The organism is Pedobacter paludisoli (assembly GCF_052344095.1).
Taxonomy (GTDB): domain Bacteria; phylum Bacteroidota; class Bacteroidia; order Sphingobacteriales; family Sphingobacteriaceae; genus Pedobacter.
Genome location: NZ_CP179926.1, coordinates 1,148,027 through 1,172,828 on the forward strand (window position 1 = coordinate 1,148,027; position 24,802 = coordinate 1,172,828).

At 35.3% G+C, this 24,802-nt stretch carries 21 protein-coding genes and 1 other RNA gene; 8 read left to right on the forward strand and 14 right to left on the reverse strand.

Annotated features, from left to right (window positions below):
• The first annotated feature begins 1 nt into the window (after position 1).
• The 4 genes from ACJVDK_RS04510 to ACJVDK_RS04525 all read left to right on the forward strand — a co-directional run bounded on the left by ACJVDK_RS04510 (position 2) and on the right by ACJVDK_RS04525 (position 4,614).
• A complete protein-coding gene (locus ACJVDK_RS04510) occupies positions 2 to 1,114 on the forward strand; it encodes a redoxin domain-containing protein (protein ID WP_443939102.1) in 1,113 nt (370 codons plus the stop codon).
• 103 nt (positions 1,115 to 1,217) lie between these two features.
• On the forward strand, positions 1,218 to 1,910 hold the full coding sequence (locus ACJVDK_RS04515) for a response regulator transcription factor (RefSeq protein WP_443939103.1): 693 nt from the start codon (positions 1,218 to 1,220) through the stop codon (positions 1,908 to 1,910).
• Positions 1,911 to 2,021: 111 nt separating this feature from the next.
• Entirely contained in the window at positions 2,022 to 2,744 is a 723-nt protein-coding gene (locus ACJVDK_RS04520; RefSeq protein WP_443939104.1) for an RluA family pseudouridine synthase, read from the forward strand.
• A 76-nt stretch (positions 2,745 to 2,820) separates the two neighbouring features.
• The gene (locus ACJVDK_RS04525) at positions 2,821 to 4,614 is read left to right on the forward strand and encodes a chloride channel protein (RefSeq protein WP_443939105.1); all 1,794 of its coding nucleotides are present in this window, start codon (positions 2,821 to 2,823) and stop codon (positions 4,612 to 4,614) included.
• Between the two features lie 264 nt (positions 4,615 to 4,878).
• Here ACJVDK_RS04525 and ACJVDK_RS04530 read toward each other — a convergent pair whose 3' ends face one another.
• The 9 genes from ACJVDK_RS04530 to ACJVDK_RS04570 form a co-directional block, all read right to left on the reverse strand.
• A complete protein-coding gene (locus tag ACJVDK_RS04530) occupies positions 4,879 to 6,414 on the reverse strand; it encodes an IS1182 family transposase (protein ID WP_443936436.1) in 1,536 nt (511 codons plus the stop codon).
• 132 nt (positions 6,415 to 6,546) lie between these two features.
• On the reverse strand, positions 6,547 to 7,953 hold the full coding sequence (locus ACJVDK_RS04535) for a sigma-54-dependent transcriptional regulator (protein ID WP_443939106.1): 1,407 nt from the start codon (positions 7,951 to 7,953) through the stop codon (positions 6,547 to 6,549).
• Between the two features lie 187 nt (positions 7,954 to 8,140).
• Positions 8,141 to 8,517: RNase P RNA component class A (rnpB, locus tag ACJVDK_RS04540), an RNA gene on the reverse strand.
• 49 nt (positions 8,518 to 8,566) lie between these two features.
• Complete coding sequence (locus ACJVDK_RS04545) at positions 8,567 to 8,989, reverse strand: c-type cytochrome (RefSeq protein WP_443939107.1); 423 nt, start codon at positions 8,987 to 8,989, stop codon at positions 8,567 to 8,569.
• Positions 8,990 to 9,069: 80 nt separating this feature from the next.
• Positions 9,070 to 9,726 carry an SCO family protein gene (locus ACJVDK_RS04550; RefSeq protein WP_443939108.1) on the reverse strand — a complete coding sequence of 219 codons (657 nt, stop codon included), beginning with the start codon at positions 9,724 to 9,726 and terminating at the stop codon, positions 9,070 to 9,072.
• Positions 9,727 to 9,787: 61 nt separating this feature from the next.
• Entirely contained in the window at positions 9,788 to 10,765 is a 978-nt protein-coding gene (locus ACJVDK_RS04555) for a hypothetical protein (protein ID WP_443939109.1), read from the reverse strand.
• The gene (locus tag ACJVDK_RS04560; protein ID WP_443939110.1) at positions 10,728 to 11,762 is read right to left on the reverse strand and encodes a cytochrome-c peroxidase; all 1,035 of its coding nucleotides are present in this window, start codon (positions 11,760 to 11,762) and stop codon (positions 10,728 to 10,730) included. Before ACJVDK_RS04560 ends, ACJVDK_RS04555 begins: the two co-directional genes overlap by 38 nt.
• Positions 11,762 to 12,529 (reverse strand): MbnP family protein, encoded by a 768-nt coding sequence (locus ACJVDK_RS04565; protein WP_443939111.1) that lies wholly within the window; start codon positions 12,527 to 12,529, stop codon positions 11,762 to 11,764. The genes ACJVDK_RS04560 and ACJVDK_RS04565 overlap by 1 nt, the downstream gene beginning before the upstream one ends.
• Positions 12,530 to 12,655: 126 nt before the next feature.
• A complete protein-coding gene (locus tag ACJVDK_RS04570) occupies positions 12,656 to 12,970 on the reverse strand; it encodes a hypothetical protein (protein ID WP_443939112.1) in 315 nt (104 codons plus the stop codon).
• 215 nt (positions 12,971 to 13,185) lie between these two features.
• On the opposite strand from ACJVDK_RS04570, the gene ACJVDK_RS04575 reads away from it, so the two are divergent.
• On the forward strand, positions 13,186 to 13,917 hold the full coding sequence (locus ACJVDK_RS04575) for a hypothetical protein (RefSeq protein ID WP_443939113.1): 732 nt from the start codon (positions 13,186 to 13,188) through the stop codon (positions 13,915 to 13,917).
• A gap of 204 nt (positions 13,918 to 14,121) precedes the next feature.
• On the opposite strand, the gene ACJVDK_RS04580 is transcribed toward ACJVDK_RS04575, so the two are convergent.
• Entirely contained in the window at positions 14,122 to 15,858 is a 1,737-nt protein-coding gene (locus ACJVDK_RS04580; RefSeq protein ID WP_443939114.1) for a phospho-sugar mutase, read from the reverse strand.
• Positions 15,859 to 16,040: 182 nt separating this feature from the next.
• Here ACJVDK_RS04580 and ACJVDK_RS04585 point away from each other — a divergent pair, with 182 nt between their 5' ends.
• Positions 16,041 to 17,351: an aspartate kinase gene (locus ACJVDK_RS04585; RefSeq protein WP_443939115.1), complete on the forward strand. Its 1,311-nt coding sequence runs from the start codon at positions 16,041 to 16,043 to the stop codon at positions 17,349 to 17,351.
• Between the two features lie 321 nt (positions 17,352 to 17,672).
• Entirely contained in the window at positions 17,673 to 18,842 is a 1,170-nt protein-coding gene (gene lysA / locus ACJVDK_RS04590; RefSeq protein WP_443939116.1) for a diaminopimelate decarboxylase, read from the forward strand.
• Positions 18,843 to 18,917: 75 nt separating this feature from the next.
• Here the strand turns inward: lysA and ACJVDK_RS04595 are convergent, their stop codons facing one another.
• The 4 genes from ACJVDK_RS04595 to ACJVDK_RS04610 all read right to left on the reverse strand — a co-directional run bounded on the left by ACJVDK_RS04595 (position 18,918) and on the right by ACJVDK_RS04610 (position 24,327).
• The gene (locus ACJVDK_RS04595; protein WP_443939117.1) at positions 18,918 to 19,133 is read right to left on the reverse strand and encodes a hypothetical protein; all 216 of its coding nucleotides are present in this window, start codon (positions 19,131 to 19,133) and stop codon (positions 18,918 to 18,920) included.
• A gap of 972 nt (positions 19,134 to 20,105) precedes the next feature.
• On the reverse strand, positions 20,106 to 20,486 hold the full coding sequence (locus tag ACJVDK_RS04600) for an SRPBCC domain-containing protein (protein WP_443939118.1): 381 nt from the start codon (positions 20,484 to 20,486) through the stop codon (positions 20,106 to 20,108).
• A gap of 19 nt (positions 20,487 to 20,505) precedes the next feature.
• Positions 20,506 to 23,133 carry a DUF3857 domain-containing protein gene (locus tag ACJVDK_RS04605; RefSeq protein WP_443939119.1) on the reverse strand — a complete coding sequence of 876 codons (2,628 nt, stop codon included), beginning with the start codon at positions 23,131 to 23,133 and terminating at the stop codon, positions 20,506 to 20,508.
• Positions 23,134 to 23,136: 3 nt separating this feature from the next.
• Complete coding sequence (locus ACJVDK_RS04610; RefSeq protein WP_443939120.1) at positions 23,137 to 24,327, reverse strand: acyl-CoA dehydrogenase family protein; 1,191 nt, start codon at positions 24,325 to 24,327, stop codon at positions 23,137 to 23,139.
• A gap of 106 nt (positions 24,328 to 24,433) precedes the next feature.
• Between ACJVDK_RS04610 and ACJVDK_RS04615 the strand changes: the two genes are divergently transcribed.
• The gene (locus tag ACJVDK_RS04615) at positions 24,434 to 24,802 is read left to right on the forward strand and encodes a dihydroneopterin aldolase (RefSeq protein ID WP_443939121.1); all 369 of its coding nucleotides are present in this window, start codon (positions 24,434 to 24,436) and stop codon (positions 24,800 to 24,802) included.

Sequence of the window (24,802 nt, forward strand, 5' to 3'; positions counted from 1 at the left end):
TATGAAATTAAAGCAATTAGGATACCTCGCATTGATGACGACTACTTTTATGGCCTGCAAACCAAAAGATAGTTTCGAAATTGATGGTAAATTTATCAATCCAGGTGCAGATAAAAAAGTTTATTTGTATAGCCTAGTGGGCACTGAACTGGTAGCTGTTGATTCAACAGTATTGTCTGAAAATGGTGAATTTACTTTCGTAAGAAAAACCCCTCAAGTAGACTTTTTCCGCGTTTCGATAGGAACACATGAATTTATGTTAATTGCTAAAAATGGTGATGCAATAAAATTAGAGGCTGACGTAGCGGATAAAAATTTAACGTATAAAATTTCAGGAGCAAACGAAGTAGATAAACTTTCTGAACTAAACGATATCCGTTATCAATTTTCAAAGAATGTTGAGAGTATTCAAAAAGAGTTTGATGAAAAAGTAGCTATCCAGCCAGCTAATAGAAGCGCAATTTTAGAACAAATGCGTCCAAAATACGAAGGACATATTAAAGAATATAGCAACAACGTTTTGAAGTTTGCCGAAGACAATAAGGGTACACTTGTTGGATTTTACGCCATCAATATTTTAACACCACAGGAATATGAAAGTGAGATGGTAAAATATGCCGATGATATTAAAGATAAAATTAAAGGAAATGCAACTGTAGATGCTTTTGTTAAGCAGATGGCGCTTTTAAAAACTGTTCAAATAGGGCAGCCAGCACCGTCATTTACCATTAATACAGCAGAGGGAAAACCGGTAAGCCTATCGGATTATAAAGGTAAATATGTGATGTTAGATTTTTGGGCATCTTGGTGTCAACCATGCCGTCAAGAAAACCCGAATGTGGTAAAAGCCTACCAAGCATATAAAAATAAAAATTTCGATATTTTAGGTATTTCATTAGATACCGAAAAACAAGCTTGGTTAAACGCTGTGAAAGCGGATGGTTTGACTTGGACACAAGTAAGCGAGTTGAGAGATTTTAATGGGGCTTCCGTTAAAGCTTATCAGGTAGCTGCTATTCCTTCATCATTTATCATTGACCCTGCTGGAAAAATTGTAGCCAAAAATCTTCGTGGTGAAGCGTTAGAACAGTTCTTAGCCAAAACGTTACATTAAAACAAACCTGTGTTAAGTTTGTTTTACGTGTTAACAATTTCTTAACTCACAGTTAACGAAATATTCTATTACAGAACCTATTTTCGTAACAAATATTTAAAGTATGAGCAATCCCGGTCAGAAAATTCTAATTGTTGATGATGAACCAGATATTCTGGAGTTAATTGAATACAATTTAAAAAAAGAAGGTTATCAAGTTTTCTTAGCTTCCAACGGACAAGAAGGTATAACAGTTGCAAAGAAACATCATCCCGATTTAATCATCCTAGATATCATGATGCCGAAAATGGATGGGATAGAAGCTTGTAGATTAATGCGTTCGATTCCTGAGTTTAAAAACACATTCATGGTGTTCTTAACTGCAAGAAGTGAAGAGTACTCAGAAATAGCAGGATTTAACGTTGGCGCTGATGATTATATTGCTAAACCAATTAAGCCGCGTGCACTGGTTAGCCGTATTAATGCAATATTAAGAAGAAGTACTGGTACTGAAGAAGTAGCATCAGAAAATAAACTTGAGATTGGCGATTTGGTTATCGATCGTGAAGCATATCTTGTTTATCAGGATAATCAAAAAGTAGTGTTAGCGAAAAAGGAATTTGAATTGTTATATCTTTTAGCTTCAAAACCAGGTAAAGTATATACCCGCGAAGCAATTTTAAAGAATATCTGGGAAGATTCAGTAGTCGTTACAAACCGTACCATCGATGTTCACATTCGTAAATTGCGGGAAAAATTGGGTGAAAATTATGTATCAACGGTAAAAGGTGTAGGTTATAAATTTGAACTTTCATAGACTAGCAACAAAGAATTACAAGCCACGGATAATCATTCGTGGCTTTTTTGTTTACATCCCAGCCTTTCAAAAAAATAAATCGTACTTTTGTGCTCTTAACACCGTTTCAAATTGAAGTTTCCAAATTTTAAAGACCTTATACTTTTCGAAGATAACGATTACATCGTTGTAAATAAACCTCCGTTTTTAGCTTCTTTGGATGAAAGAAGTGCCCCAGGGGAAATAAATATTTTGCGCCTAGCAAAGCAATACAGTCATGATGCACAAGTATGTCACCGTTTAGATAAAGAGACGTCTGGCGCATTAATTATTGCTAAAAACCCAATGGCTTATAGAAATGCATCCATTCAATTCGAAAAACGAAAAGTAAATAAGACCTATCACGCCGTGGTAGATGGTCATGTGATTTTTGATAAACTATTAGTCGACTTACCAATTTTAAATGATGGAAATAAAAATGTAACCATCGACAGAGCGGAAGGTAAACGTGCGGAAACAATTTTCGATTCTTTAAAATATTACAAACATTATACCTTGGTTGAATGCAAGCCCATTACTGGCCGTATGCATCAAATTCGTATTCACTTAGCCACGCAACGTGCTGCCATCGTAGGCGATGATATGTATCGTGGTAAACCCGTATTCTTATCTTCCATCAAACGTGGTTTTAGATTATCAAAAGGGGAAGAAGAGCAACCGATTATGAAGCGTTTTGCGCTTCATGCAAAACATTTGGTGTTTAAAGGTTTAGATGAAAAAGAAATCATCATTGATGCTCCATATCCAAAGGATTTTGCCACCTTAATAAAACTTTTAGATAAATTTGACGCTTAATCAATAAAAAACACTATTTAAGAGTTATAGGTATAACTCCATCACATTCTCGTTCGCGATTAAAATAAACATTAGAATGCAAATACGTTTCGTAAATTTACTTGATAAAATAAATTATTATAGAAAATCAAAAATTTCCAATCGTAACTTTCTAATCATCCTCGCCGTAATTATTGGAATTTTAGCTGGTGTAGCCGCCTCAATATTAAAGAGTTTAACACATCACATTGAAGAATTCCTTCAATCCGACTGGCAGTGGAAATACAAATATTATTTATACCTTTTCTTTCCCCTAATTGGGATTTTATTAACGGTTCTCTATATCAAGTACTTTATCCGTAAGGGTAAATTTGAAACGGGCTTAACGCCCTTATTATACGCAATTTCTAAAAAATCGAGTAAAGTTGAAGTGCACAACATATACTCGCAAATATTTACAGCAGCCTTAACTGTTGGTTTTGGTGGATCAACAGGTTTAGAGGCCCCCATTGTGACCAGCGGATCCGCAATAGGTTCTAATTTAGGCCGATTTTTAGGGCTTTCTTATCGCGAAATCACGCTTTTATTTGCCTGCGGTGCAGCGGCTGGGATCGCTGGAGCTTTTAACAGTCCCATTGCAGGTATCGTATTTGCCATTGAAATTTTATTGCCTGAGTTTACCATTCCTGTATTTATTCCATTATTACTATCAGCCGCAACAGCAGCCGTAGTCGCTCGTTTGTTTTACACGCAACAGCTGTTTATTTTAGTTACAGAAGGATGGAAGATTGAGGCTTTGATATATTATGTATTGCTAGCGGTGGTAATTGGTTTATTTTCGCTCTATTTTACCAAAGCAAATTCGGTTGTTAAAGGCTTTTTTTACAAAATTAAAAATCCGTACATAAAAGTATTAATCGGTGGTTTATTACTAGGAGGGATGGTTTTTCTGTTTCCAACCTTATACGGAGAAGGATACATTACGTTGAAAAGCTTACTAAAAGGAGATTATCTTGCGGTTATTAATAACAGTATTTTTTCTGATTATAACAACATTCCGGCCTTTGTGATATTGTTTAGCATAGTCACGATCTTTTTTAAATCAATTGCAACTTTAGTTACCCTAGGCGCAGGAGGGAATGGAGGAACATTCGCGCCCAGCCTAATCATGGGAGGACTGATTGGATACATCTTTGCTTATTCATTAAAGATCATGGGCATTGCCGATTTAAATGTCTCAAACTTTATCGTGGCAGGAATGGCTGCTGCACTCAGTGCCATTATGCACGCACCATTAACCGGAATTTTCTTGATTGCTGAAATTACCATCGGCGGATATATTTTAATGGTTCCATTGATGATTTGCTCGGCCATTTCTTATGCCATTAATCGGAGTTCGCAAAAACACTCTATCTATACTAAAGCTTTAGCTGAGAAAGGCGAATTATCCTCACATGAGGATAAAGATACTACCGTGCTTAATCAAATGAAATTGAAATATCTTATCGAAAAGAATTACGTTCAATTAAATTTAAACGATGTTTTGTACTTAAAGATAAATGATATCGTTCAATCTCATAAAAATATTTGTGCAGTAACCGATGAGGTTGGTGATTTTAAAGGATTAATCTACGTAGAAGAATTTTTCAAAGAAATGATGAAAGGTCCGCAAAATGAAGCCATAACTGCGAGTTATTTGGTTCACGATGCACCTGGCACAGCGAATGAAAATGACGATTTAAAAGTGGTTTTAGAAAAGATGGAGCGTCATAATATTTGGATTTTACCCGTAATAGATCAAAACAATCGCTACAAAGGTTTTGTATCTAAAACCTCCATTTTTAATAAATATAGAGCCTTGTTGAAACGACAAAACGATTACATGAATTAAAGCAATGGGGGCTAACTGAGCACCTCATAATGAAATTTCATAAGGACCATTGCTTTTTGTGCGCATAAAAAAGTCAGCTGTTTCACAGTTAAAGATGCTTCGTTCCTCAGCAAGACAACAAAATTGTAAAAAAAGAGGCTGTCCCAAAATACCGAGACGGCCTCTTTTTTATTTTATTTCCAATTTGGTATCATTTGGACATGGTATGGTCTAAAATCAGTTTTAGCTGTTCAATTTTTCAAAAAGCATGAAAAAACAGTCTTTTTAAGCTGCTTTTTTCCTTATATTTTGTGCGATTGCCAATAATCCCCATTCTATTGCCACTTTTTCTTTTCCACGGAGCATAAAGCGGCGGAACCCTTGGTTCTGTTTAATATTTCCGAAAACTGGCTCAACATCATAACATCGTTGCTTTCGCTTCTCAATTCCTTTCTCGCTGTTTAGCAATTGATAAGCTGTTTGTTTATGGCTGAGTAGATTAGTGTTAATTTCTATTATTCGGTTTCCTTGCGATTTATGACAAACACCATTTAATGGGCAATTGCTGCAATTTCTTGCTTGATATCTTTTACTTGTTTGTTCGAAACCGGTACTGGTTTTTCGTTTTGCATCGCCAATGTAATGCATCTGTTGGCCCATTGGGCAGATATAACAATCTTGTTCCTGGTTGTAAAATAACTTGTCGGCTTGAAAGCTTTTCTTACTGGTATATCGTTCATTTTGCTCTTTGTCGAACATATTGTATTTAACATAAGCTTCAATTCCTTTCTGCTCCAATAGTTCGTAATTTTCTTCACTACCATATCCTGCATCTGCGGTAATGCTTTTTAAACTTTTGCCAAAGCTGGTCTCGTGTTGTTCGATGTGGGCTTTTAAAGTGGTGGTATCGGTTGGGTTTGGGTGAATGGTGTAGTTTACAATAAACTGGTTTGAGGTTGATATCTGTACATTATAACCCGCTTTTAACTGGCCATTACGCATATGATCCTCTTTCATACGCATAAATGTGGCATCCTCATCGGTTTTGCTGTAGCTATTGCGATTACCTAAAATAGCCTCTTTTACCTCATATTCAGCTATCTTTTTTGGATATTCTTTACTGATGTATTTCAGCTTGTTTTTAATCTTTTTATTTGCATCGGGATTATCAGCTAATACTTCATTAAGCTTATCTACCGTTGCTTGTACTTTCTCTTTATTTATTTCGGTAAAATCAGGTGGATCAGGAAGTTCATCTTCAGCTTTAGTTATACTTTGGGCATAAGTCCAAATATCGGCTAAAGCCAACTTCATCTTTTCTTTATTGGTTTGAATAGCCTTTTTCCATACAAAAGTATATTTATTGGCATTTGCCTCTATTTTGGTGCCATCGGTATAAACTTCTTCTATACTCAATAAGCCTTCTTCGGCTAATAACAAAACAACTTCTTCGAATATTTTGCGCAAGTGTTCTTTTAAACGAACCCCGCGAAAACGATTAATGGTATTGTGATCTGGATAACTCATTCCACTAAGCCACATAAAGTTAATATTCTCCCGACAAGCAGTTTCTAGTTTCCTGCTGCTATAAACGTTACTTACATACCCATAAACTAGAATCTTTAAGAGCATTTGAGGGTGATAACTCGAGCTGCCTTTGATTTGATAGGCATTTAGCAGGCTTTGGATATTGATTTTGTTTATCACATCGTTAACTATCCTAACTGGGTGCCCTGCAGTTATTAATTCGTCAAATGTAGGTGGAAAAGCCATCATCTGATCTTGGTAATAAGGCTTGAAAACAGGGGTTTTTGACGACATAAATTTCTAAATATTTATACTTAAATATCTGAAATTCAAATGATTAAACAAAATTATTAAACAAGAATTTATCAACTTTTTTTAAAACAAAAAGAGACTGCCTTTTTGAGACAGCCTCTTGATTTATGTTTTTTATTCAGATCTTTTTAATCCAAATTTTTCAATCTTACTGTATAAATGGCTCCGTTGTATATCAATTTCATCAGCCGTTTTTGATACGTTCCAATTATTTTTTTCAAGTTTAAACTTGATAAATTCCTTTTCTGCGTGATCTTTATAGTCTTGAAAATTGTTAAAACTGTCGTAATTAACAGAAGGATTACTGGTTGCGCTCATAACAGGGCTGCTTTGCTTTTGTATCGCACCGATGTTGGTTCCGCCTGTTGGATTGGCAAACGAATGTACATCATTTTCAGTAATTATTTTATCACTTAAAATAATTAAACGTTCAATCATGTTATGCAATTCTCGCACGTTCCCAGTCCATGGCAGCCTTTGCAAAGCGCCCATGGCATTATCATTTATTTTTTTTACTGGCATCCCGTAATCCTTGCAAATGCTTTCTAAAAAGCTTTGTGCAATTATCGGAATATCTTCTACCCGCTCGGTTAAGTGTGGAACGTGTATATTAATTACATTTAAGCGGTGGTACAAGTCCATACGGAAATTTCCATCTTCAATCTCTTTGAGTAAATCTTTGTTGGTAGCCGCCAATACACGCACGTTCACTTCAATTTCCTTTTCACCACCTACGCGGGTAATTTTATGTTCTTGTAATGCACGAAGTACTTTTGCCTGAGCAGATAAACTCATATCGCCAATCTCATCTAAGAAAAGCGTACCGCCACTGGCCAATTCAAACTTACCGATGCGTTGTTTTACAGCTGAAGTAAAGGATCCTTTTTCGTGACCAAATAATTCACTTTCAATCAATTCAGAAGGGATAGCGGCACAATTCACCTCTATTAAAGGGCTATCTGACCGGTTAGACATCTCGTGTAACCATCTGGCTACCAGCTCTTTTCCACTGCCATTTGCACCACTAATTAATACACGAGCTTCGGTAGGAGCTACGCGTTCAATGGTTTCCTTTATTTTAGAAATACTATCAGATTCCCCTAAAATTTCACGTGTTTTACTTACTCTACGTTTTAAAACTTTGGTTTCAGTAACTAATGTACCGCGATCTAAGCCATTACGTACAGTAATTAATAAGCGATTTAAATCAGGTGGTTTAGAGATAAAATCGAAGGCTCCTTTTTTACTTGCCTCAATAGCTGTCTCTACCGTTCCATGTCCTGATATCATAATAAATGGTAAATCTGGTTTGATAAGTTGCGCTTGCTCCAGCACCTCTATACCATCCATTTTATTCATCTTGATGTCGCAAAGAACAAGGTCAAAATTGCCTATTTTTATCATTTCAAGGCCATCGATACCGTTATCGATATCCTCAACCTCATAATTCTCATACTCTAAAATTTCTCTGAGCGTACTTCGTATTGCTCTCTCGTCGTCAATTATAAGCAGTTTTGCCATTTAGTACTTGGTTTATTAAATACGAATATATTATTTTTTGTTAAATGTATAGTTTAATATACATTTTATTTCTCAGCCAATAAACCTATAAAACACAGAAAAGTTTTAAAAAACTTAAAAAATTGCTGAATCATATATTCGGCCGACATTTTTCGAAAAAATGGTATTAATAAAAATTAGGGAAATTAAAAAATGCAGGTCTATAAGCCGGGTTCTGTTTCTTAATTGCTTAAGACTTCTATCATTTATCCACTATAAACGTCACCGTTTATCTCTAACGACCTACCCACTAACATCGGACGAGCAGCCCTACATGCGTCAGCCTATTTGGTCTTTCAACTCTCGGGGTTTACAATCAGTTACAATCACTTATAACCGTCGTGCGCTCTTACCACACGTTTTCACCCTTACCTCAATTACTTGTGGCGGTATTTTTTCTGTTGCACTAGCCATAATTCAGGTTTTCAAACCTCAATTCCTTCCTGTTAGGAAGCGAGATGCCCTGCGTTGCCCGGACTTTCCTCTCTCTCGATTGCTCGAAACAGCGATAGAACAACCTGCATTTTTGTGCAAATATGCAGGTTTTAGGGCATATCGAAGTATTTTTTTTCGACTATTTGCAATTCTTCAGATCTTCTGTTACACTTTGATAGTGATAAAAGCCTTGATTATTGCCAAATGAGTTGGTAATGTAAACCATTACTTGAGCAATTTCTATGTCTGGCATCGTACTAAAACCGGGCATTTTTTCCGTATAAGCCTTGCCTTTAACGATTAAGGTATCATTAGATCCATTCTTAATAAAACACGCCAATTTTGTTTTATTGGTTTTCAGAAAAACACTATCGGTTAGGGAAGGATACAATTCGCCAAAGCCTTCTCCATTCTGACCATGGCAATTTTGACATTTTGCCTGATATATATCCTTTCCGCTGGTCATATAATTTTGTAAATCAATTTGTTGTTGATTTTGACAAGATATAACAATGGCTAAAATTGCGAGAATAAATACGGTAGAAATAAAGACTTTACGCATGTTGGTGTTTAATATAAAGCACAAAAGAACACAAATAGTTGTACATTTTAACCCTTGTGCTCTTTTATGCTAAACGATTTTTACTTTTTGTATTCCGCTAATAAAACAGGAATGTCTTTTTTAAGTTGCTCTACTTGTTCAGTTTTTGTTCCATCGTAGGCTCCTCTAATATGTTTATCCTTATCCACTAGTACTAAATAGCCTTGATGAATATAACCGTCTGTAGCCGTACTATCTTCGCCTACAGCCACTAAGTAATGTTTTTCGGCCAAGGCATAAACACTATCTTTTGACCCATACAAAAATTGCCATTGAGATTTCGGTTGGTATACTCCTAGTTTTTTTGCATATTTTTTTAAGACCGAAGGCTTATCGTATTTAAAATCGATGGTATGTGATAAAAACAACACATCCGGATTATCCTTGTAATCGTTATAAATGCTCAACAAATTACGGTGCATGGTTGGGCAAATGGTGGTGCAAGAGGTAAAAAAGAAGTCTGCAACATAAATTTTCCCATCGGTAAATGCATTCGTCACTACTGTACTATCTTGGTTTAAAAATGACCAATTAGGTATTTGTTTATAAACAGTATCCATGTGCTCAACACCATCTGCATCTTTAACAGAAGCTACATGTGATTCTCCGTAATAGGGTAATTTTCTTTCTTCTTTGCAGGCTGTAAATGCCGATAATGCGACAAATACAAGGGCATAAAGTGAGTGTACTTTTTTCATGTTTTAATTCTTGTGTGTAAATATAATTTAAAAATGTCGAAGCTGTTAACTGCCAATAGGATTAAAAATTATACGATACCCCGACAAATATCTTTCCAGCACTCATTGGATGATCCGTTTTGCCTTCCCAGATATTTTTTTGGATTCCAGTGTTTAAACCAACATTTTTGTAGAATATGTCGAGTCCTAAGCCACCCATGAAATTATTCATTTCATGTTCGCCTGTTTTTTGCCCTTTGTAGGTTTCTCCGGCTGTGTACTCGTAGAAAAATTGAGCTGATGGGATTACTTGCCAGTTTTTACCAAGCATTTGTTTATAAAACACATTGAGGTAATTCGATGTACTATTTGCAATACTTTCATCACGATTATTGGTTCCATTTACCTTGTAAGATGCATTTAAACTCGCACCAAATTTACCTAAACCAACCATGTAGTTTGCATAAACATATCCATCCGTGCTTCCTGTTCCCGCCTGCACTAAATTGGAGTATAATATGCCTTCATTGTTCTTTAAATCGTTTCTTCCACTGGCAAATTTCACCCCGGCACCTACGATAAGTTGTTGTTTAAAACGACTCTCGTATTTCTGAAAAACATGATAACCGGCATAAAAGTTTATATCGCCCAAGCCATTTACGGTTGTCAAATATCCGTTGTATTGCTCACTGTTCGATATATATGGTAGAATAGCATTTAATTCAATTTTATTGGTCACAAAATATTTCCCTCTAATTTCCAAAGCCCGATTTATTTCAAAATCCGTTGGATCTCCATTGTGTTGGGTTAATGGAGCATCTTGGTTCCTGGCTGGGATGAAAAATTTTCCACCTTCAGGAAACAAATTGTGCTTTTGACCGCTGTAGCCATTAAATGAACGATAGCGATAAAGGACACTAATTCCATTCCGATTAGAATAAGGTGTAATCCCCATAAAGCAACCACAAATATCGCATGCAAAGGTGCTTGAGCTAATTAAAAGGAAAGTTAATAATAAGAGGTTACGATTCACTGTAAAGGGTATTTTTGATAAATTCATTATCGGTTAATGTTTTTAAAAATGTTTTGATTTGACTTTTTTCAGTATCCGTTAAAGGCATTCCTTGTTTAAGCAAGTCATCTAAATTTTCAGTTTTTTGGATGCCCGAATTATAATGCTCCAGTACTTCATCTAAATTATAGAAGCGTCCATCGTGCATATACGGACTGGTGTATTCAATATTTCGCAAGGTTGGCACCCTAAATTTCCCAAAGTCAGCACTTTGTCCTGTAATGTTTGCACGTCCTTGATCTACACTTGTGATATCAAGACCATTGCTTCTATACGAAAAATCAGTAAAGAAAGGTTCTGGATGACAACTCACACACTTTTGCCTAAACAATGCATAACCAGCCGCTTCATCGGTTGTGAAACGCTCGTTATTTTCTTTTCGGATCACGCGATCATATTTAGAATTTGCGGATACCAATACTACTGTAAATTGCGCAATCGCCTTTAAAATACGTTGCGAATTAATTTCCGAGCTTCCAAAGGCCGCTTTAAACATATCGGGGTAGGGAGCCGTATGCTGAAGAAGCGAAATAATTTCTTCGATACTTGTGCTCATTTCGCAGGGATCTGCAATCGCATTCAGCGGTACAATTTCCAGATTTTTCACACCACCATCCCAAAAGAACGACTTCTCCCAAGCTAAGTTAAATAAGGGGGGGGCATTGCGCTTTCCTTGACAATTATTTACGCCGTGGCTTACTTTATGATCCAAATTGGCAAAGGCAGCAAATTGTTGGTGACAACTGCCGCAAGACACACTTTTGTCTGCCGATAAACGCGCATCGTAAAATAACTTCTTACCAAGAAAAAATCCTTCGTTGGTCAATTTATTATCAGACAAAGCATAGTTTGGTATAGGAAAATTACTCGGTTGAATAAATTCAATTTTAATTTCCTCAGGAGTACCATCAACCTTTTTACTGCAGGCATACATGGCCACAACACTTAATGCAAGTATTGCAATAATCTTAGCTTTCTTGAACATTAGTTGTGAATATGATCCAAACGAAACATGCCTTTGGCATAATTATCGGCAACAATTACCGAATTAGCACCTCCCATGGTGAAGTTCAGGGTTGCAAAACTGATATCGGTTTTACCGGTAAACATTGCAGCAGCATTTACCATGATGTGCATTTGAGGTTTTTTATCTTCGCGTATCCGCAATGGATTCGAACTATTTATTTCTGCAGAAAAGGTACGGATGGTATTATTCGGATCCAAAACACCTCCAATATGGAAAGTTAAGGCATTTGCAGCAGCTACTGAAACTGGAGATGTTCCTTCCAATTTCACAAAGATATATCCACTATTCCAAGTCCAAAACATTCCGTTTATAGGATCAAGGGCACCGGTTTGTGCACCGGCAAAATTACGCGCATAATCCACACCAATGGTATACTCAATTTTAGTATAATCGGCTGCAGGGATATCTTTTAGTGTAATTAAACTAGACTCTTCTTTTGAGGCATCTACTAAAAAATAGCTTTCAGGAATAAGATAACTTGAACCATCCGCCTTACTTAATTTAATATTGCTGATGTAATATTTGAAGGTACGGATAGTAAAATCTTCACCTTTCGCATTTTTATAGATTGTTGTGTTTAAAACCAGCGGATTGCCGTTTACAAGGTTTTCAAATTGAAGGTTAAATGCACCTTTGCTTTCTGTAGCGATTTCAACATCTTTTTTACAAGCGCTAAATAGAATTATCGGGCATAAAATGGCCAATATATATGAATAGAATTTCATTTTAAATTGATTTTAATAAATACGTGTGAATAGAATTATTACACCTTGCTACGCTTTGTAGTTAGTAAGGTATAGTTATTGGTATATAGAAGTTTAACTCCATAACCACTTTCCGTAAGATATTTATTAAGCCAATTTAGGCGGATGAAAAATTGCGATAGAAAGATTTATTACTGGTTTTTCAAGATAACCACTTTCCGTTTCGTGATTAAAATACGCGATAGGAGGGCTTAAAGTAAGTATTTGAAATTTTGCTTCAACCTCTGCAAGGCGTTTTAGCGAATCTTGTGTTTGTTCGTTTTTGTGGTCTAAATCTTTCAGCTTACGTGCTAAAAAACATTGACCATCGCAGTGCAACTCTGGATGGGTTTTATTGATACAAAAAACGCTTGTGATGTACTCTTTATTAAGTTTATAGCCAGAATAGACAATAAATTGCATGTAACAATTAGATATTGTACAGATAATGAGGAAGAATAAAATAATTCTTTTACACATAGGCTATTTCGTGGGCAAAAGTATTAAAGAATACTGATTGTTGCAAAGGAAAAATCAAACAATTTATGAACGACTTTAGCATTATGTGCTATCGTAGAATTGAAAATACAAGAAGTTGTATAAATTTTGCTATTTTGCAATACACAAAAATAAAACCTATGAAATTCTTGAAAATTGCTGCTTTGGCAGTGCTTTTATCATCTTGTGATAAAAAAAACATTTTTGATGAACCGCAAACTTTTAATGATCCAAATTGGATAAGAATTGAAATTGCTGATGGCAAAGAAGCACATGCAGTTTATGGAAGTATTGACGATACTTTGATGGTTTCTACTTTAGATGCTATCCGCCAAACCACCGATAAAGGTAAAACATGGCGATTAGCAAAAACAAACAATCAACCTATTTATAGTTTTTTAGCTAAAGCTGATACAATTTTTGCTTTAAAAGCCAATTTTCTCAAAAGCCAATCTAACCAAGCCATAGCTTCTTATTCAGATTATTTTAGTTTAAACAATGGTGTAACTTGGCTAAATGCCGACATATTCGATGTGTCAAAACAAAGGTCGCAAGAATATGGTATTGTTCATCCAAATAATCAAATTACCCTTAGAATAAAAGAAAACCTAGAACCAATTAATGGAAATCCAGCTTATAATTATGTTTTAAAAAGCGATATCGAAATTATTAAAAATGGAACGACAAAGATATTGGACATACCCTTCAATAATCAAATAACAAACCTTCATTTAGATAAAAAAGGCAGATTGTATATATCTGCTACAAGCTCAATTCATGATAAAACATCCAAAAAATACGCGGATTATGAAAAGGCTGGATCAGCAATCATTTACATTTCAAAACAAAATATATTGAATCTAATTAATTAAATTTTGGTAAATGATTCAATAAATCACTTGGATTTTTTAATCTATTCATAAAATTTTATTGTCTAAATCGAGCACATGTCCGCGCGATGATTAACAAATAAATTTCTGCCTAGCAAAAAATCACGTTTGCAATTTTATAAGGAGAGAATAATCCAGATGTAATTAAATGCATCTGGATTATTACATGTATAGTAAGCTGTAAATCTAAGCTTGTAAATCAGCCATAATGGCTTTGATTTTATCTGTTAACTCTGCGTTTACCTTGTCAAAATCAGCGCGGTTTGCCAAAGGAGCATTCACACTGCAATAAAATTTAATTTTTGGTTCTGTACCACTCGGACGAGCAGAAACGATACTTCCATCTTCCGTAATAAACTGCAGCACATCTGATTTAGGATAAGGCAATTGACTGATATTTCCGGTCGATAAATCAGTTTCTTTACCCAATTCATAATCTTTCAATACAGAAACTTTTGAACCGCCTAAAGTAGCAGGAGGGTTTTCTCTAAATTTAACCATCATGGCTTTGATCTCCTCTGCTCCGGTTTTACCTTTTTTAGTTAGCGAAACTAAATCTTCCTTGTAAAAACCATACTCCACGTACATATCTAACAAGGCATTGTATAAACTATTTCCTTGGTCTTTGTAGTAAGCCGTCATCTCAGCAATAAACGCTGCAGAAACTACAGCATCTTTATCGCGTACTAAATCGCCAATTAAATAACCGTAACTTTCTTCTCCACCGCCAATGAAGTACTTTTTACCTTCTAATTCAGTCATTAATTGACCAATGTATTTGAATCCAGTTAAGGTATTGTAATAGGTAACATCTTTGCGTTTTGCAATTTCCTCAATTAAATTAGAGGTTACAATGGTTTTTACGATAAACTGATTTCCATCTAATTTACCTGCCTCTTGCCAAGCAGTCAACAAATAATTGATCAACAAACAACCGGTTTGGTTACCGTTTAAAAGCACCCATTCGTTGTTGTTGTTTTTTACCGCAATTCCAACACGATCAGCATCAGGATCGGTTGCTAAAACTAAATCGGCATCTATTTCTTTTGCCTTGTTCATAGCAAGTGTTAGCGCTTCTTTTTCCTCTGGATTTGGATAAACCACCGTAGGGAAATTTCCATTGGGTTCTGCCTGTTCTTCAACAATGGTCACATTTGTGAAACCAAATTGTTCCAGGGCTTTTGGTACCAAGGTAATACCGGTACCATGAATAGGAGAGAACACAATTTTTAAATCGTGCTGTCTTTTAATTGCCTCTGGCGAAATAGACAAGGCTGTGATTCCATTTAAGTATAATTTATCTACGTCTTCGCCAATTAATTGAATATTTGCGTCAACACGATCAAATTTAACCTCATCAATGCTGGTAATTTTATTCACTTCATCAATAACTAATTTATCATCAGGTGATGTAAATTGTCCTCCATCAGCACCGTAAGCTTTGTAGCCGTTATATTCTTTTGGATTGTGTGAAGCTGTAAGCATTACACCACTTTTGCAACCAAAATGACGAACCGCAAAAGATAACTCAGGTGTAGGACGTAATGCTGAAAAAAAGTATACTTGAATGCCGTTTGCTGAGAAAACATCGGCGGTAATTTGAGCAAAATAGCTTGAATTGTTTCGGCTATCGTGTGCAATTGCTACCTTAATTTGTTCAGCAGGATATTTCGCACGTAAATAATTTGCTAAGCCCTGCGTAGCCGTTCCGATCGTGTATTTATTCATACGATTAGAACCTGCCCCCATGATACCGCGCAAACCTCCCGTACCAAACTCTAAACTTTTATAAAATGAATCTATAAGTTCGGTAGTTGCATTTTTATCAATTAGCGCTTGAATTTCTGCTTTTGTTGCTTCGTCATAATTACCTTCTAACCATTGATTAATGGTCGTTTGTGTTCCTTGATCAATTCCCTGCATTGAACTAAAATTTAAATTAAAAATCTTTGTCTATTAACTTTTTGCGCTTTTTTTTTAGATAAAACAATAAAAAATAATTTTATCCAAATTTTATTTTGTTGAGAGTGTTGCTTTTAACGTGCTTTTCATTAATTTCACGCCCCGATACAATAATAAAGAAAATTACATATTCTAAGAGCAAAATGAAAATATTAAAATTTGGGGGTACTTCTGTAGGTAGCCCTGAGCGCATGACGAAGTTGTTGGATATCATCAATCCAAAAGAAGAGCAAATTGTTGTTTTATCTGCGGTAAGCGGAACAACAAATAGTTTAGTAGAAATCGCTTCTTACTTTTTAGCTGGTGATAAGAAGAAGGGGGACGAATGTGTAGAAAATTTGTATCAAAAATATAAATCGTTTGTAATTGAATTATTGCCTTCGCCTGAATTTCAAGAGCAGGGAAATGAAGTAATCGATTATCATTTCGGCTTTTTGGCAGGTTTAGCGAACGATACTTTTACCTCAATTGAGGAGAAAGTGGTTTTAGCACAAGGAGAGTTATTATCTACCACGTTATACCATATTTATTTAAAATCGATTGGCGTACCGTCGGTATTGCTACCGGCGTTAGATTTCATGAAAACGGACGAGGATAATGAGCCAGACATTCCATTCACTACCAAACATTTAACTCCATTATTGGAGCAACATAAAGGAAATACACTTTTTATTACTCAAGGATACATCTGCCGCAACAGTTTTGGCGAGGTTGATAATTTACGCCGTGGCGGTAGCGATTATACGGCTTCTTTATTGGGTGCAGCTATTTTAGCGGAGGAAGTTCAAATATGGACCGATATAGACGGAATGCATAACAACGATCCACGGATTGTAAAAGGAACTGCTCCAATTGCTCAATTATCGTTTGATGAGGCTGCTGAGTTGGCATATTTTGGTGCCAAAATTTTACACCCGCAATCGGTATTTCCAGCACAACGTTATAAAATTCCGGTACGTTTATTAAATACCATGGAGCCAAGTGCTGCCGGCACCTTAATTACGCACGATAGTGAAAAAGGAAAAATTAAATCGATCGCAGCAAAAGACGGTATTACAGCTATCCGTATCCAATCGAGCCGTATGTTATTAGCGTATGGTTTCTTACGTCGTGTTTTTGAAGTATTTGAGCGATACAAAACACCAATTGATATGATTACCACTTCAGAGGTTGCCGTATCGTTAACCATTGATGAAACTGCAAATCTTTCTAAAATTGTAGCAGAATTAGAAAGCTTCGGAATGGTAGAAGTAGACGACAATCACAGTATTGTTTGTGTGGTGGGCGATTTTGGATCAGAAAAACATGGTTTTGCTGCCAGAGTTTTGGAAGGAATTAAACACATTCCTGTACGTATGATTTCGTACGGTGGTAGCAATTACAACGTTTCTCTATTAATTCAAAGCGAATATAAAACAGAAGCGTTAAGAAGCTTGCATAACCGTTTATTCTAATATAAAAAATAACGCAAAAGCAAAAAATAATATGCCGATAAATACATGCAGTAGCAAGAAATTTATCGGCAATACATTGTATTTATATTTCCGATAAGAATTAAACAAACCTGCTGATAGAATTATTGCAATAAAAATTGACGTAGCTATTTTCATTCTCTGAAAAAAATTAGAAATATAATAATGAGTACAAGTACAATGAAAAACCTAATTTTGCCATTGTACTGCTTATGGGTTATTCTTCCGGCTCTTAAATCGAGATAATTACCCAGATAAATCAAACCAAAAAAGATAAATAAAATTACAATAAGGAATTTAAACATGTTTGCCAATAAAGATATAGCAAAGTTTAACAATATTGAAACGCCTTTTTATTATTATGATATTGAGTTGTTGCAAAAAACATTGAACAGTTGTGCCAATGCTGCTGCTCCTTTCCGATTTCATATTCATTATGCATTAAAGGCTAATTTCAATGCTGTTGTACTCAATCAAATTAAAGAAATTGGTTTCGGAGCGGATTGCGTGAGCGCCGGAGAGGTTAGAAGAGCCGTAGAAGTTGGTTTTGATCATAAGAAGATTGTATTTGCCGGGGTTGGTAAATCGGATAAGGAAATAAACGAAGCCCTTGATTTAGATATTTTTTGCTTTAATGTAGAATCTATTCAAGAATTAGAGGTTTTAAACGACTTAGCTGCAAAAAAAGGAAAAGTAGCTAGTGTAGCCATTCGAATTAACCCTAATGTGGATGCTCATACGCATGCCAACATTACAACGGGTTTAGATGAAAATAAATTTGGAATCAACTCCTGGGATTTGCCTGAATGTGCTGAAACATTAAAAGCTTCTTCAAATTTAGCGTTTCTAGGTATTCACTTCCACATTGGCTCGCAGATTACCAATTTAGATGTTTATAAAAATCTCTGCGTTCGTGTAAATGAATCTGCTAACTGGTTCGAAGATAAAGGATTTACCTTAAAAGTTTTAAATGTAGGTGGGGGATTAGGAATCAACTATCAACAACCTGATAATCAAATACCTGATTTTGAAACTTACTTTAAAATATTCAATGAATTTTTAGACGTAAAACCTGGACAGGAAGTTCATTTTGAACTTGGTAGAGCATTAGTTGGTCAGTCTGCTTCACTAATTTCGCGAGCCTTGTATATCAAAAACGGAAAGAAAAAGAACTTTGTGGTTTTAGATGCAGGTATGACCGAATTAATGCGACCAGCTTTATACCAAGCATACCATAAGATTGAAAACTTAACCAAAGCTGCTACAAACAATCCTGCAGAAATTGTAAAATATGATATTGTTGGTCCTATTTGCGAAAGTACCGATTGTTTTGGTAAAGAAGTAGAAATGCCTGAATCGGTAAGAGGTGATGTATTTGCGATTCGCAGTGCAGGCGCTTATGGCGAAGTAATGGCTTCTAGCTACAATTTAAGAGATGCAATTCGCTCGGTTTACAGTAACGAGTTATTCTAAGAGAACAACAAGAGAGTAAATAAAAAAAGAATCTGTTTAGGAAGAAGTTATTTCTTGAAAGACAGATTCTTTTTTTTATGCCTTATTTTTAGAAGCAACGAAAATAAAAACGCCAGCTACCAAAATAATACCACCCACATAAGGAGGCCAATTAACTGTTTTTTGTTTATCTGCCGATATTTGAATTGGTCCAGCGTCCACCACTTTTTCTTTCTTTGTGTAGCTGAAACCTGTCCACACCAGCATTATTATTCCTATAACAATAAGTACTAATCCAAATGTTTTATTCATGATGTTTTCTTTAAGTTGATATACAGCTAACATAATGATGGTAAGTTCTGTTTGAGTTGAAAGAAGAAATTGTTCATTATTGGATTCAATTTCACTTGTAGTTAAATTAAAACCTTGAGTATTTTCTATTTTGTTTTTCGCAAATATTTTTCAATTAATCCTTTACACATTCGATAAGTGCTATCTTTTTACGTATCATTTTAGTTTCTTGAGAGATATATTAAATACTAAAATTTATTTATTTTTTTTTAAAAAAAGCAGTAAATTACTGCCTTTAAGTTTCAATTTCAAAATATATCATCCAAAACGAATCTTTTAACGCAGCTCAATAAAACTCCAAAGTTCATTAGAGTTTTTTCAATTTATTTTTTTATCTCTGGTTTGGTCATTCCAATCTTCATCTTGATGCAGTTGTTTGGAGTTGATTGTAGCATTAAGATTTATGGCATTAAATCTAAACTAGCATTATCTAACACTAGTTTTTTTATATTTGGGCTATATATTTTGAAGTTTATCGTTGCCTATTTGTTTTTTATTGGCAGTAAGATCAGCTGGAAAATTGCTTTTTTCGATGCCCTTATAGGGATTGTAATTTGTTCGATTGAAGTACTTGGCCCAATTTTTTCTACATCTTTAATCCTTCCACATGTTTTTACCACTGAGATTTTTTTCTTAATCCCATACTTATCTCTTAGTATTAAAAACATTAAATCAAAGCCTACTATTTTTCAGTATACAAATGCTGAAACCAACGCTTAATTTTCTGCTACTCGCTCATTTTTTTGAATTTCCTAATAACTATAATAGATATTCATTAACAAATAGGAGATTATGAGTGAAATTATGTTTGGAATCAAAGATTAAACTTTATAGAAGTAGGTTCAATTTCAAGTATTTGCATAAAAAAAAACGAGGACCGATGTATTTTAATCAGTCCTCGTTTTATTATGATGTACGGTATTGCTCAAACACTTATTCGTCAAAGAAGTCCACCAATCCGCCTATAAAATATTCCTCAATTCCCTCTGTGAAATCCTTGTAATCTTCATCAGGAATGTTGGTCTGTCTAAACTCCATTGAGGTTCCTTCTTTATCCTGATGTAGTTTAATAGTCACAATGGATGGCTCATTATCCTCGCCAAAATACCATTGTTGCACAATTTTTTGATTCGTTTCAAACTCCAAGTTTTTTCCTACAATATCGCCATCCCAAAATGAAAATTCCGTACCTGGTTTTTCTTCAAATGTAACCTCGGCACCAGTCCAAAGTTTTATACTTAAATCTTTTGTTAAGGCCAAATAAACCTCTTCGGGGCTTGCTGGTAAGTATGTATATTTCTTATAATCTTTCATTTTCTTCTATTTTAATGGGTTACTCTTCCGTATTTTCCTCAACTTTAGTAGCTGCCTTTTCGGCTACAAAGGTACGAGAAAGTTCTTCTTGACGAGCAGATAACCAAGCAGAATTCGGGTAGGTAAAAACGAATGTTCTTTTGACTCTCTTCGAAATTAAAATATAAATTAAAAACAAAATTGGCCACAGGATAGCGCCAATAGTTCTTCCCAGCTCTCGGGCATTCTGGTACGTTACACCGTTGAGCATAAACTTATTCGTTAAGATAACTAAAACAGTAAACAAAGCCAGCGATTCTACAAAGACGAAGTACTTTGGAAATTCTTTGCGCCTATCTAAAAACAACACAATTAATAAAATAGATGCACAGAAGCAAAATATACACACAGCGTTGTTAAACAACATGATTAAATGACAATAGAACTCCGTACCTCTTCCTAATTTTGCCAAACTTTCCCATTCAGATTGATTAAAATCTGATGAATTGAACATATTATAGGCAATGATAAACGGTGTTATAAACAATCTAAAACCTACAATAAAAAGCAATCCATGTATTTTTGGCGCATGGTTTATAGCCTCCAAATCAAAATTACTTTTTTTGAAATAGAGATATATGCACAAAGGAGTAAAGACGAGAAACAGGATTACACTCAACAAAACCATCCAGTAATTTAGATCAGAAGTTGTATCGCTGGCAAGTGCAGTATTTCCGGTAAAAACAATACCGTAAGACAATGAATTGCTAATTTTCTGAATATCTTCGATATAGTCATCCATCTCATTTGGCAAAATACGATCTGCAAAATTCTGATAATAAAAAGTTATATTAATCGTGTTGCCTTTACCCGATGAACCATAAATGAACCGGTATTTATCTTTGTCAATGCTTAAACTCTCATTTTGAAAGCTAGCAACAAAGGGAAGGATGACTTTTATATGCTGATCAACCGTAAATGGATACTGCAAACTTAGCGGTTCATCGCGTTTCTTTTTCAAGGTAAACAGATTGCCCTGAATTAAATCCGCATAAAAATAAATGGCTAATTTACCTTTGTTGAGTTGGCTTTTTGTCCAAATTCCTTCTATTTCATAACTTTCTTTTACCGTAATTTCATTATTCAATTCATCGTCAGCGATTGAAATCTTTTCTTTTCGTTTAATATTAGGATAGGCCTCTGCATAAAACTTTAGATATTCCTTTTCCAGCGATTCAAGACCTGTACTACTTAATTGAGAGCGGAAGTAATCGGCTTTATTTTTTGTATACAGAGTGGTAATCGTAAAATACGTTTTACCATGTTTACTGGTATCGGCAACTTTAAAAACAGCTTCAGATTTTGTTTTCCCGAGTTGTTGTGGTGGCAGCGATTCCAATTTAGTGGTAGTAGGGCTTATCACTAAAACATCTGTATTGTAAGGAAAGTAAATTGACTTTAACTCTCCTCTTTGGTCGGCAATGGTAGGGTCGATGTAAATCGGTTTTTCATCGATAATTGCATGTACAACTTCATGATTAAATATGTTTGGACTCGGTAAATATGTGTTCACCTCTTTCTCATAATAGGTGTTTAGATATACCGAATAGGCTGTAATTTGGTTTGCATTTAAAAGATAACAAAGCAACGTGGATTTATCTTTACAATCGCCATACCGCTGATTTAAAACCTTTTCGGGATTATTTGGACGATGCGAATATTCACCTATTTCAATTCCCATGTATCGGATTTCATCCTGCACAAAGCGTGTTGCCAAGGTAGCGTATTTCGTTTTATCACCTTTGGCTTTTTCTTTTAACTCCGCAATTTTAGCCTGCAGCGATGGAGCGTTTTTTATCTTAAAATCTTTTAAAGCTAATCCCCATTGAACCACTTCTTTCCAATCAGCATATTCAGAAATTTGAACACGCGCAAAAGGATTATACGAGGAAGGCTCATAATCTTTTGTAGGGTATGTTTTGGTCATGGCGCTTTGCCATTCGTAAACTTTTAAATTTTTCCAGCTTCTTTCGTTTCTTTTGGGTACAGTATTAAAATTCTTAAACTTTAACGGTCTTTTATCGTTGAATATAACGTTGGTGTACAAATTGACTATTTGACTACCTCCCTCAAAATAAAGAATATTAGCATATTTCGGAAAAACTGGATTACCGCCTTGCAAGGTATAGGCATATTCAATCTCATCGCTGGTACGAATATCATCGAGAATTAAATACGCTGAAAAAGTTCCACTGTAAATAAAGCGAGAAAGCTCTTTTTCATCTTGTAAAACCTTAATTTTTCGGAGATCTAATTTATTGATAACCTTGCCGTCTCTTTTAACTTGTATGCTATGAAAGACCAATTTTTCATAGCTAGGATTAAAAGAAACCGATATTTCGGAACCATTTTGTACACCTGTATTCGAACTAATTTTACGAATAATGTGAACGTATTGTTCTTTTGATTCGAGATTGTTTTGGAATTCGGATAAATAAAGGTAATAGCCATCTTGTATATCTACATCTGATGGCTTTTTATTAACTAATGTGAATTTTTGAATCCAATTCGGCGTTTCTGTTTTAATGGAAACGTTTGGTTTTTGCGCAAAAATGTAAAAAGTGCTTAGTACAACTAAGACAATTGAGAGGATAATTTTTTTTAACATATTTTATTTGAAAGCATTTAAGCCCGTTACATCCATTCCAGTAATTAATAAGTGAATATCATGTGTTCCTTCGTAGGTGACAACCGATTCTAAATTCATCATGTGGCGCATGATGGAATATTCGCCCGTAATCCCCATTCCACCCAGCATTTGACGCGCATTACGCGCAATGTCCAGTGCAATCTCAACACTGTTTCGTTTAGCCATTGAAATTTGTTCTGCGCTGGCACGCCCTTCGCTTTTTAAGACACCCAAACGCCACACCAACAATTGGCCTTTGGTGATTTCGGTAATCATTTCTGCCAATTTTTTCTGTTGAAGTTGAAAGCCACCAATAGGTTTTCCGAACTGGATACGTTCTTTAGAATAGCGCAAAGCGGTATCGTAACAATCCATTGCAGCACCTAAGGCACCCCAGGCAATTCCGTAACGTGCTTGGTTTAAGCAACCCAAAGGTCCTTTAAGACCCATAATGTCTGGAAAAATGTTTTCCTTCGGAATTTCAACATTATCGAATACCAGCTCGCCAGTAGCAGATGCACGTAAACTCCATTTATTGTGTGTTTCAGGTGTACTAAAACCCTTCATTCCACGCTCAACCACCATTCCTCTAATTTTACCTGATTCATCTTTTGCCCAAACCACGGCAATATCCGCAAAAGGAGCATTGCTAATCCACATTTTTGCACCATTTAAAATGTAATGACTTCCCGCATCTTTAATATTGGTTACCATCCCGCCAGGGTTTGAACCATGATCAGGTTCTGTTAAGCCAAAACATCCCATTAATTCGCCTGAAGCTAATTTGGGTAAATATTTTTTTCGTTGCGCCTCGGTTCCATACGCGTAAATGGGGTACATAACCAGCGAACCTTGCACCGATGCTGTAGAACGAATCCCAGAGTCACCTCTTTCAATTTCTTGCATTAAAATACCATAAGCAGTATAGTCTAATCCGGCTCCACCGTATTCTACCGGAATGGTAGGGCCAAAGGCACCAATTTCGGCCAATCCTTTAATTATCTGTTTCGGAAACTCAGCTTTTTGTGCATACTCTTCAATAATAGGACTTACTTCTTTTTTCACCCAATCACGTGCGGTACTTCGAACCAATTTATGCTCATCGCTTAAAAGTTCATCCAGTAAATAATAATCGGGTGATTCGTAAAAATCTTTTTTTGCTGATTTGCTCATTATGAATATGCTTAGGTTAATTTCAAATGCATTTTGGGAAACAATTTACGATTATGAAGCTTAATTACGCTAAGAAAAATTAATTTTGTTTGAACAAAACAATTCAATGAATAAGTTAAAGCAAACGGTAGCCCTAAAAGATGTTAAGTGTTTTGCACTGCATGGTTTTTATCCTGAAGAGCAATTAATTGGAAATCATTTTATTATCGATTTAGAGACGGAATTTTCGCCGCTTGGTTTCGCTGATGAGTTAACGCAAACCGTAAATTACGAAGAGCTTAATGCGATTATTTTAGCAGAAATGAAAAACACCCAAAAACTACTGGAAACGGTTTTGCATAATATCATTACACAAGTCATTCACTATTATCCCTTTGTAGAGCGTATAAACGTTAGCATAAAGAAATTAAATCCACCGATGCTTGGACAGATAGGCCATTCTTTTGTTAAATTAACGTATACAGCACCCAACTAA

What these genes read in the sequence shown, in the direction of transcription:
- ACJVDK_RS04510 (WP_443939102.1), top strand. Translation starts at nt 2, where the DNA reads ATGAAATTAAAGCAATTAGGATACCTCGCATTGATGACGACTACTTTT.
- ACJVDK_RS04515 (WP_443939103.1), top strand. Translation starts at nt 1,218, where the DNA reads ATGAGCAATCCCGGTCAGAAAATTCTAATTGTTGATGATGAACCAGAT.
- ACJVDK_RS04525 (WP_443939105.1), top strand. Translation starts at nt 2,821, where the DNA reads ATGCAAATACGTTTCGTAAATTTACTTGATAAAATAAATTATTATAGA.
- ACJVDK_RS04530 (WP_443936436.1), bottom strand. Translation starts at nt 6,414, where the DNA reads ATGTCGTCAAAAACCCCTGTTTTCAAGCCTTATTACCAAGATCAGATG.
- ACJVDK_RS04535 (WP_443939106.1), bottom strand. Translation starts at nt 7,953, where the DNA reads ATGGCAAAACTGCTTATAATTGACGACGAGAGAGCAATACGAAGTACG.
- ACJVDK_RS04545 (WP_443939107.1), bottom strand. Translation starts at nt 8,989, where the DNA reads ATGCGTAAAGTCTTTATTTCTACCGTATTTATTCTCGCAATTTTAGCC.
- ACJVDK_RS04550 (WP_443939108.1), bottom strand. Translation starts at nt 9,726, where the DNA reads ATGAAAAAAGTACACTCACTTTATGCCCTTGTATTTGTCGCATTATCG.
- ACJVDK_RS04555 (WP_443939109.1), bottom strand. Translation starts at nt 10,765, where the DNA reads ATGAATTTATCAAAAATACCCTTTACAGTGAATCGTAACCTCTTATTA.
- ACJVDK_RS04560 (WP_443939110.1), bottom strand. Translation starts at nt 11,762, where the DNA reads ATGTTCAAGAAAGCTAAGATTATTGCAATACTTGCATTAAGTGTTGTG.
- ACJVDK_RS04565 (WP_443939111.1), bottom strand. Translation starts at nt 12,529, where the DNA reads ATGAAATTCTATTCATATATATTGGCCATTTTATGCCCGATAATTCTA.
- ACJVDK_RS04570 (WP_443939112.1), bottom strand. Translation starts at nt 12,970, where the DNA reads ATGCAATTTATTGTCTATTCTGGCTATAAACTTAATAAAGAGTACATC.
- ACJVDK_RS04575 (WP_443939113.1), top strand. Translation starts at nt 13,186, where the DNA reads ATGAAATTCTTGAAAATTGCTGCTTTGGCAGTGCTTTTATCATCTTGT.
- ACJVDK_RS04580 (WP_443939114.1), bottom strand. Translation starts at nt 15,858, where the DNA reads ATGCAGGGAATTGATCAAGGAACACAAACGACCATTAATCAATGGTTA.
- ACJVDK_RS04585 (WP_443939115.1), top strand. Translation starts at nt 16,041, where the DNA reads ATGAAAATATTAAAATTTGGGGGTACTTCTGTAGGTAGCCCTGAGCGC.
- lysA (WP_443939116.1), top strand. Translation starts at nt 17,673, where the DNA reads ATGTTTGCCAATAAAGATATAGCAAAGTTTAACAATATTGAAACGCCT.
- ACJVDK_RS04595 (WP_443939117.1), bottom strand. Translation starts at nt 19,133, where the DNA reads ATGAATAAAACATTTGGATTAGTACTTATTGTTATAGGAATAATAATG.
- ACJVDK_RS04600 (WP_443939118.1), bottom strand. Translation starts at nt 20,486, where the DNA reads ATGAAAGATTATAAGAAATATACATACTTACCAGCAAGCCCCGAAGAG.
- ACJVDK_RS04605 (WP_443939119.1), bottom strand. Translation starts at nt 23,133, where the DNA reads ATGTTAAAAAAAATTATCCTCTCAATTGTCTTAGTTGTACTAAGCACT.
- ACJVDK_RS04610 (WP_443939120.1), bottom strand. Translation starts at nt 24,327, where the DNA reads ATGAGCAAATCAGCAAAAAAAGATTTTTACGAATCACCCGATTATTAT.
- ACJVDK_RS04615 (WP_443939121.1), top strand. Translation starts at nt 24,434, where the DNA reads ATGAATAAGTTAAAGCAAACGGTAGCCCTAAAAGATGTTAAGTGTTTT.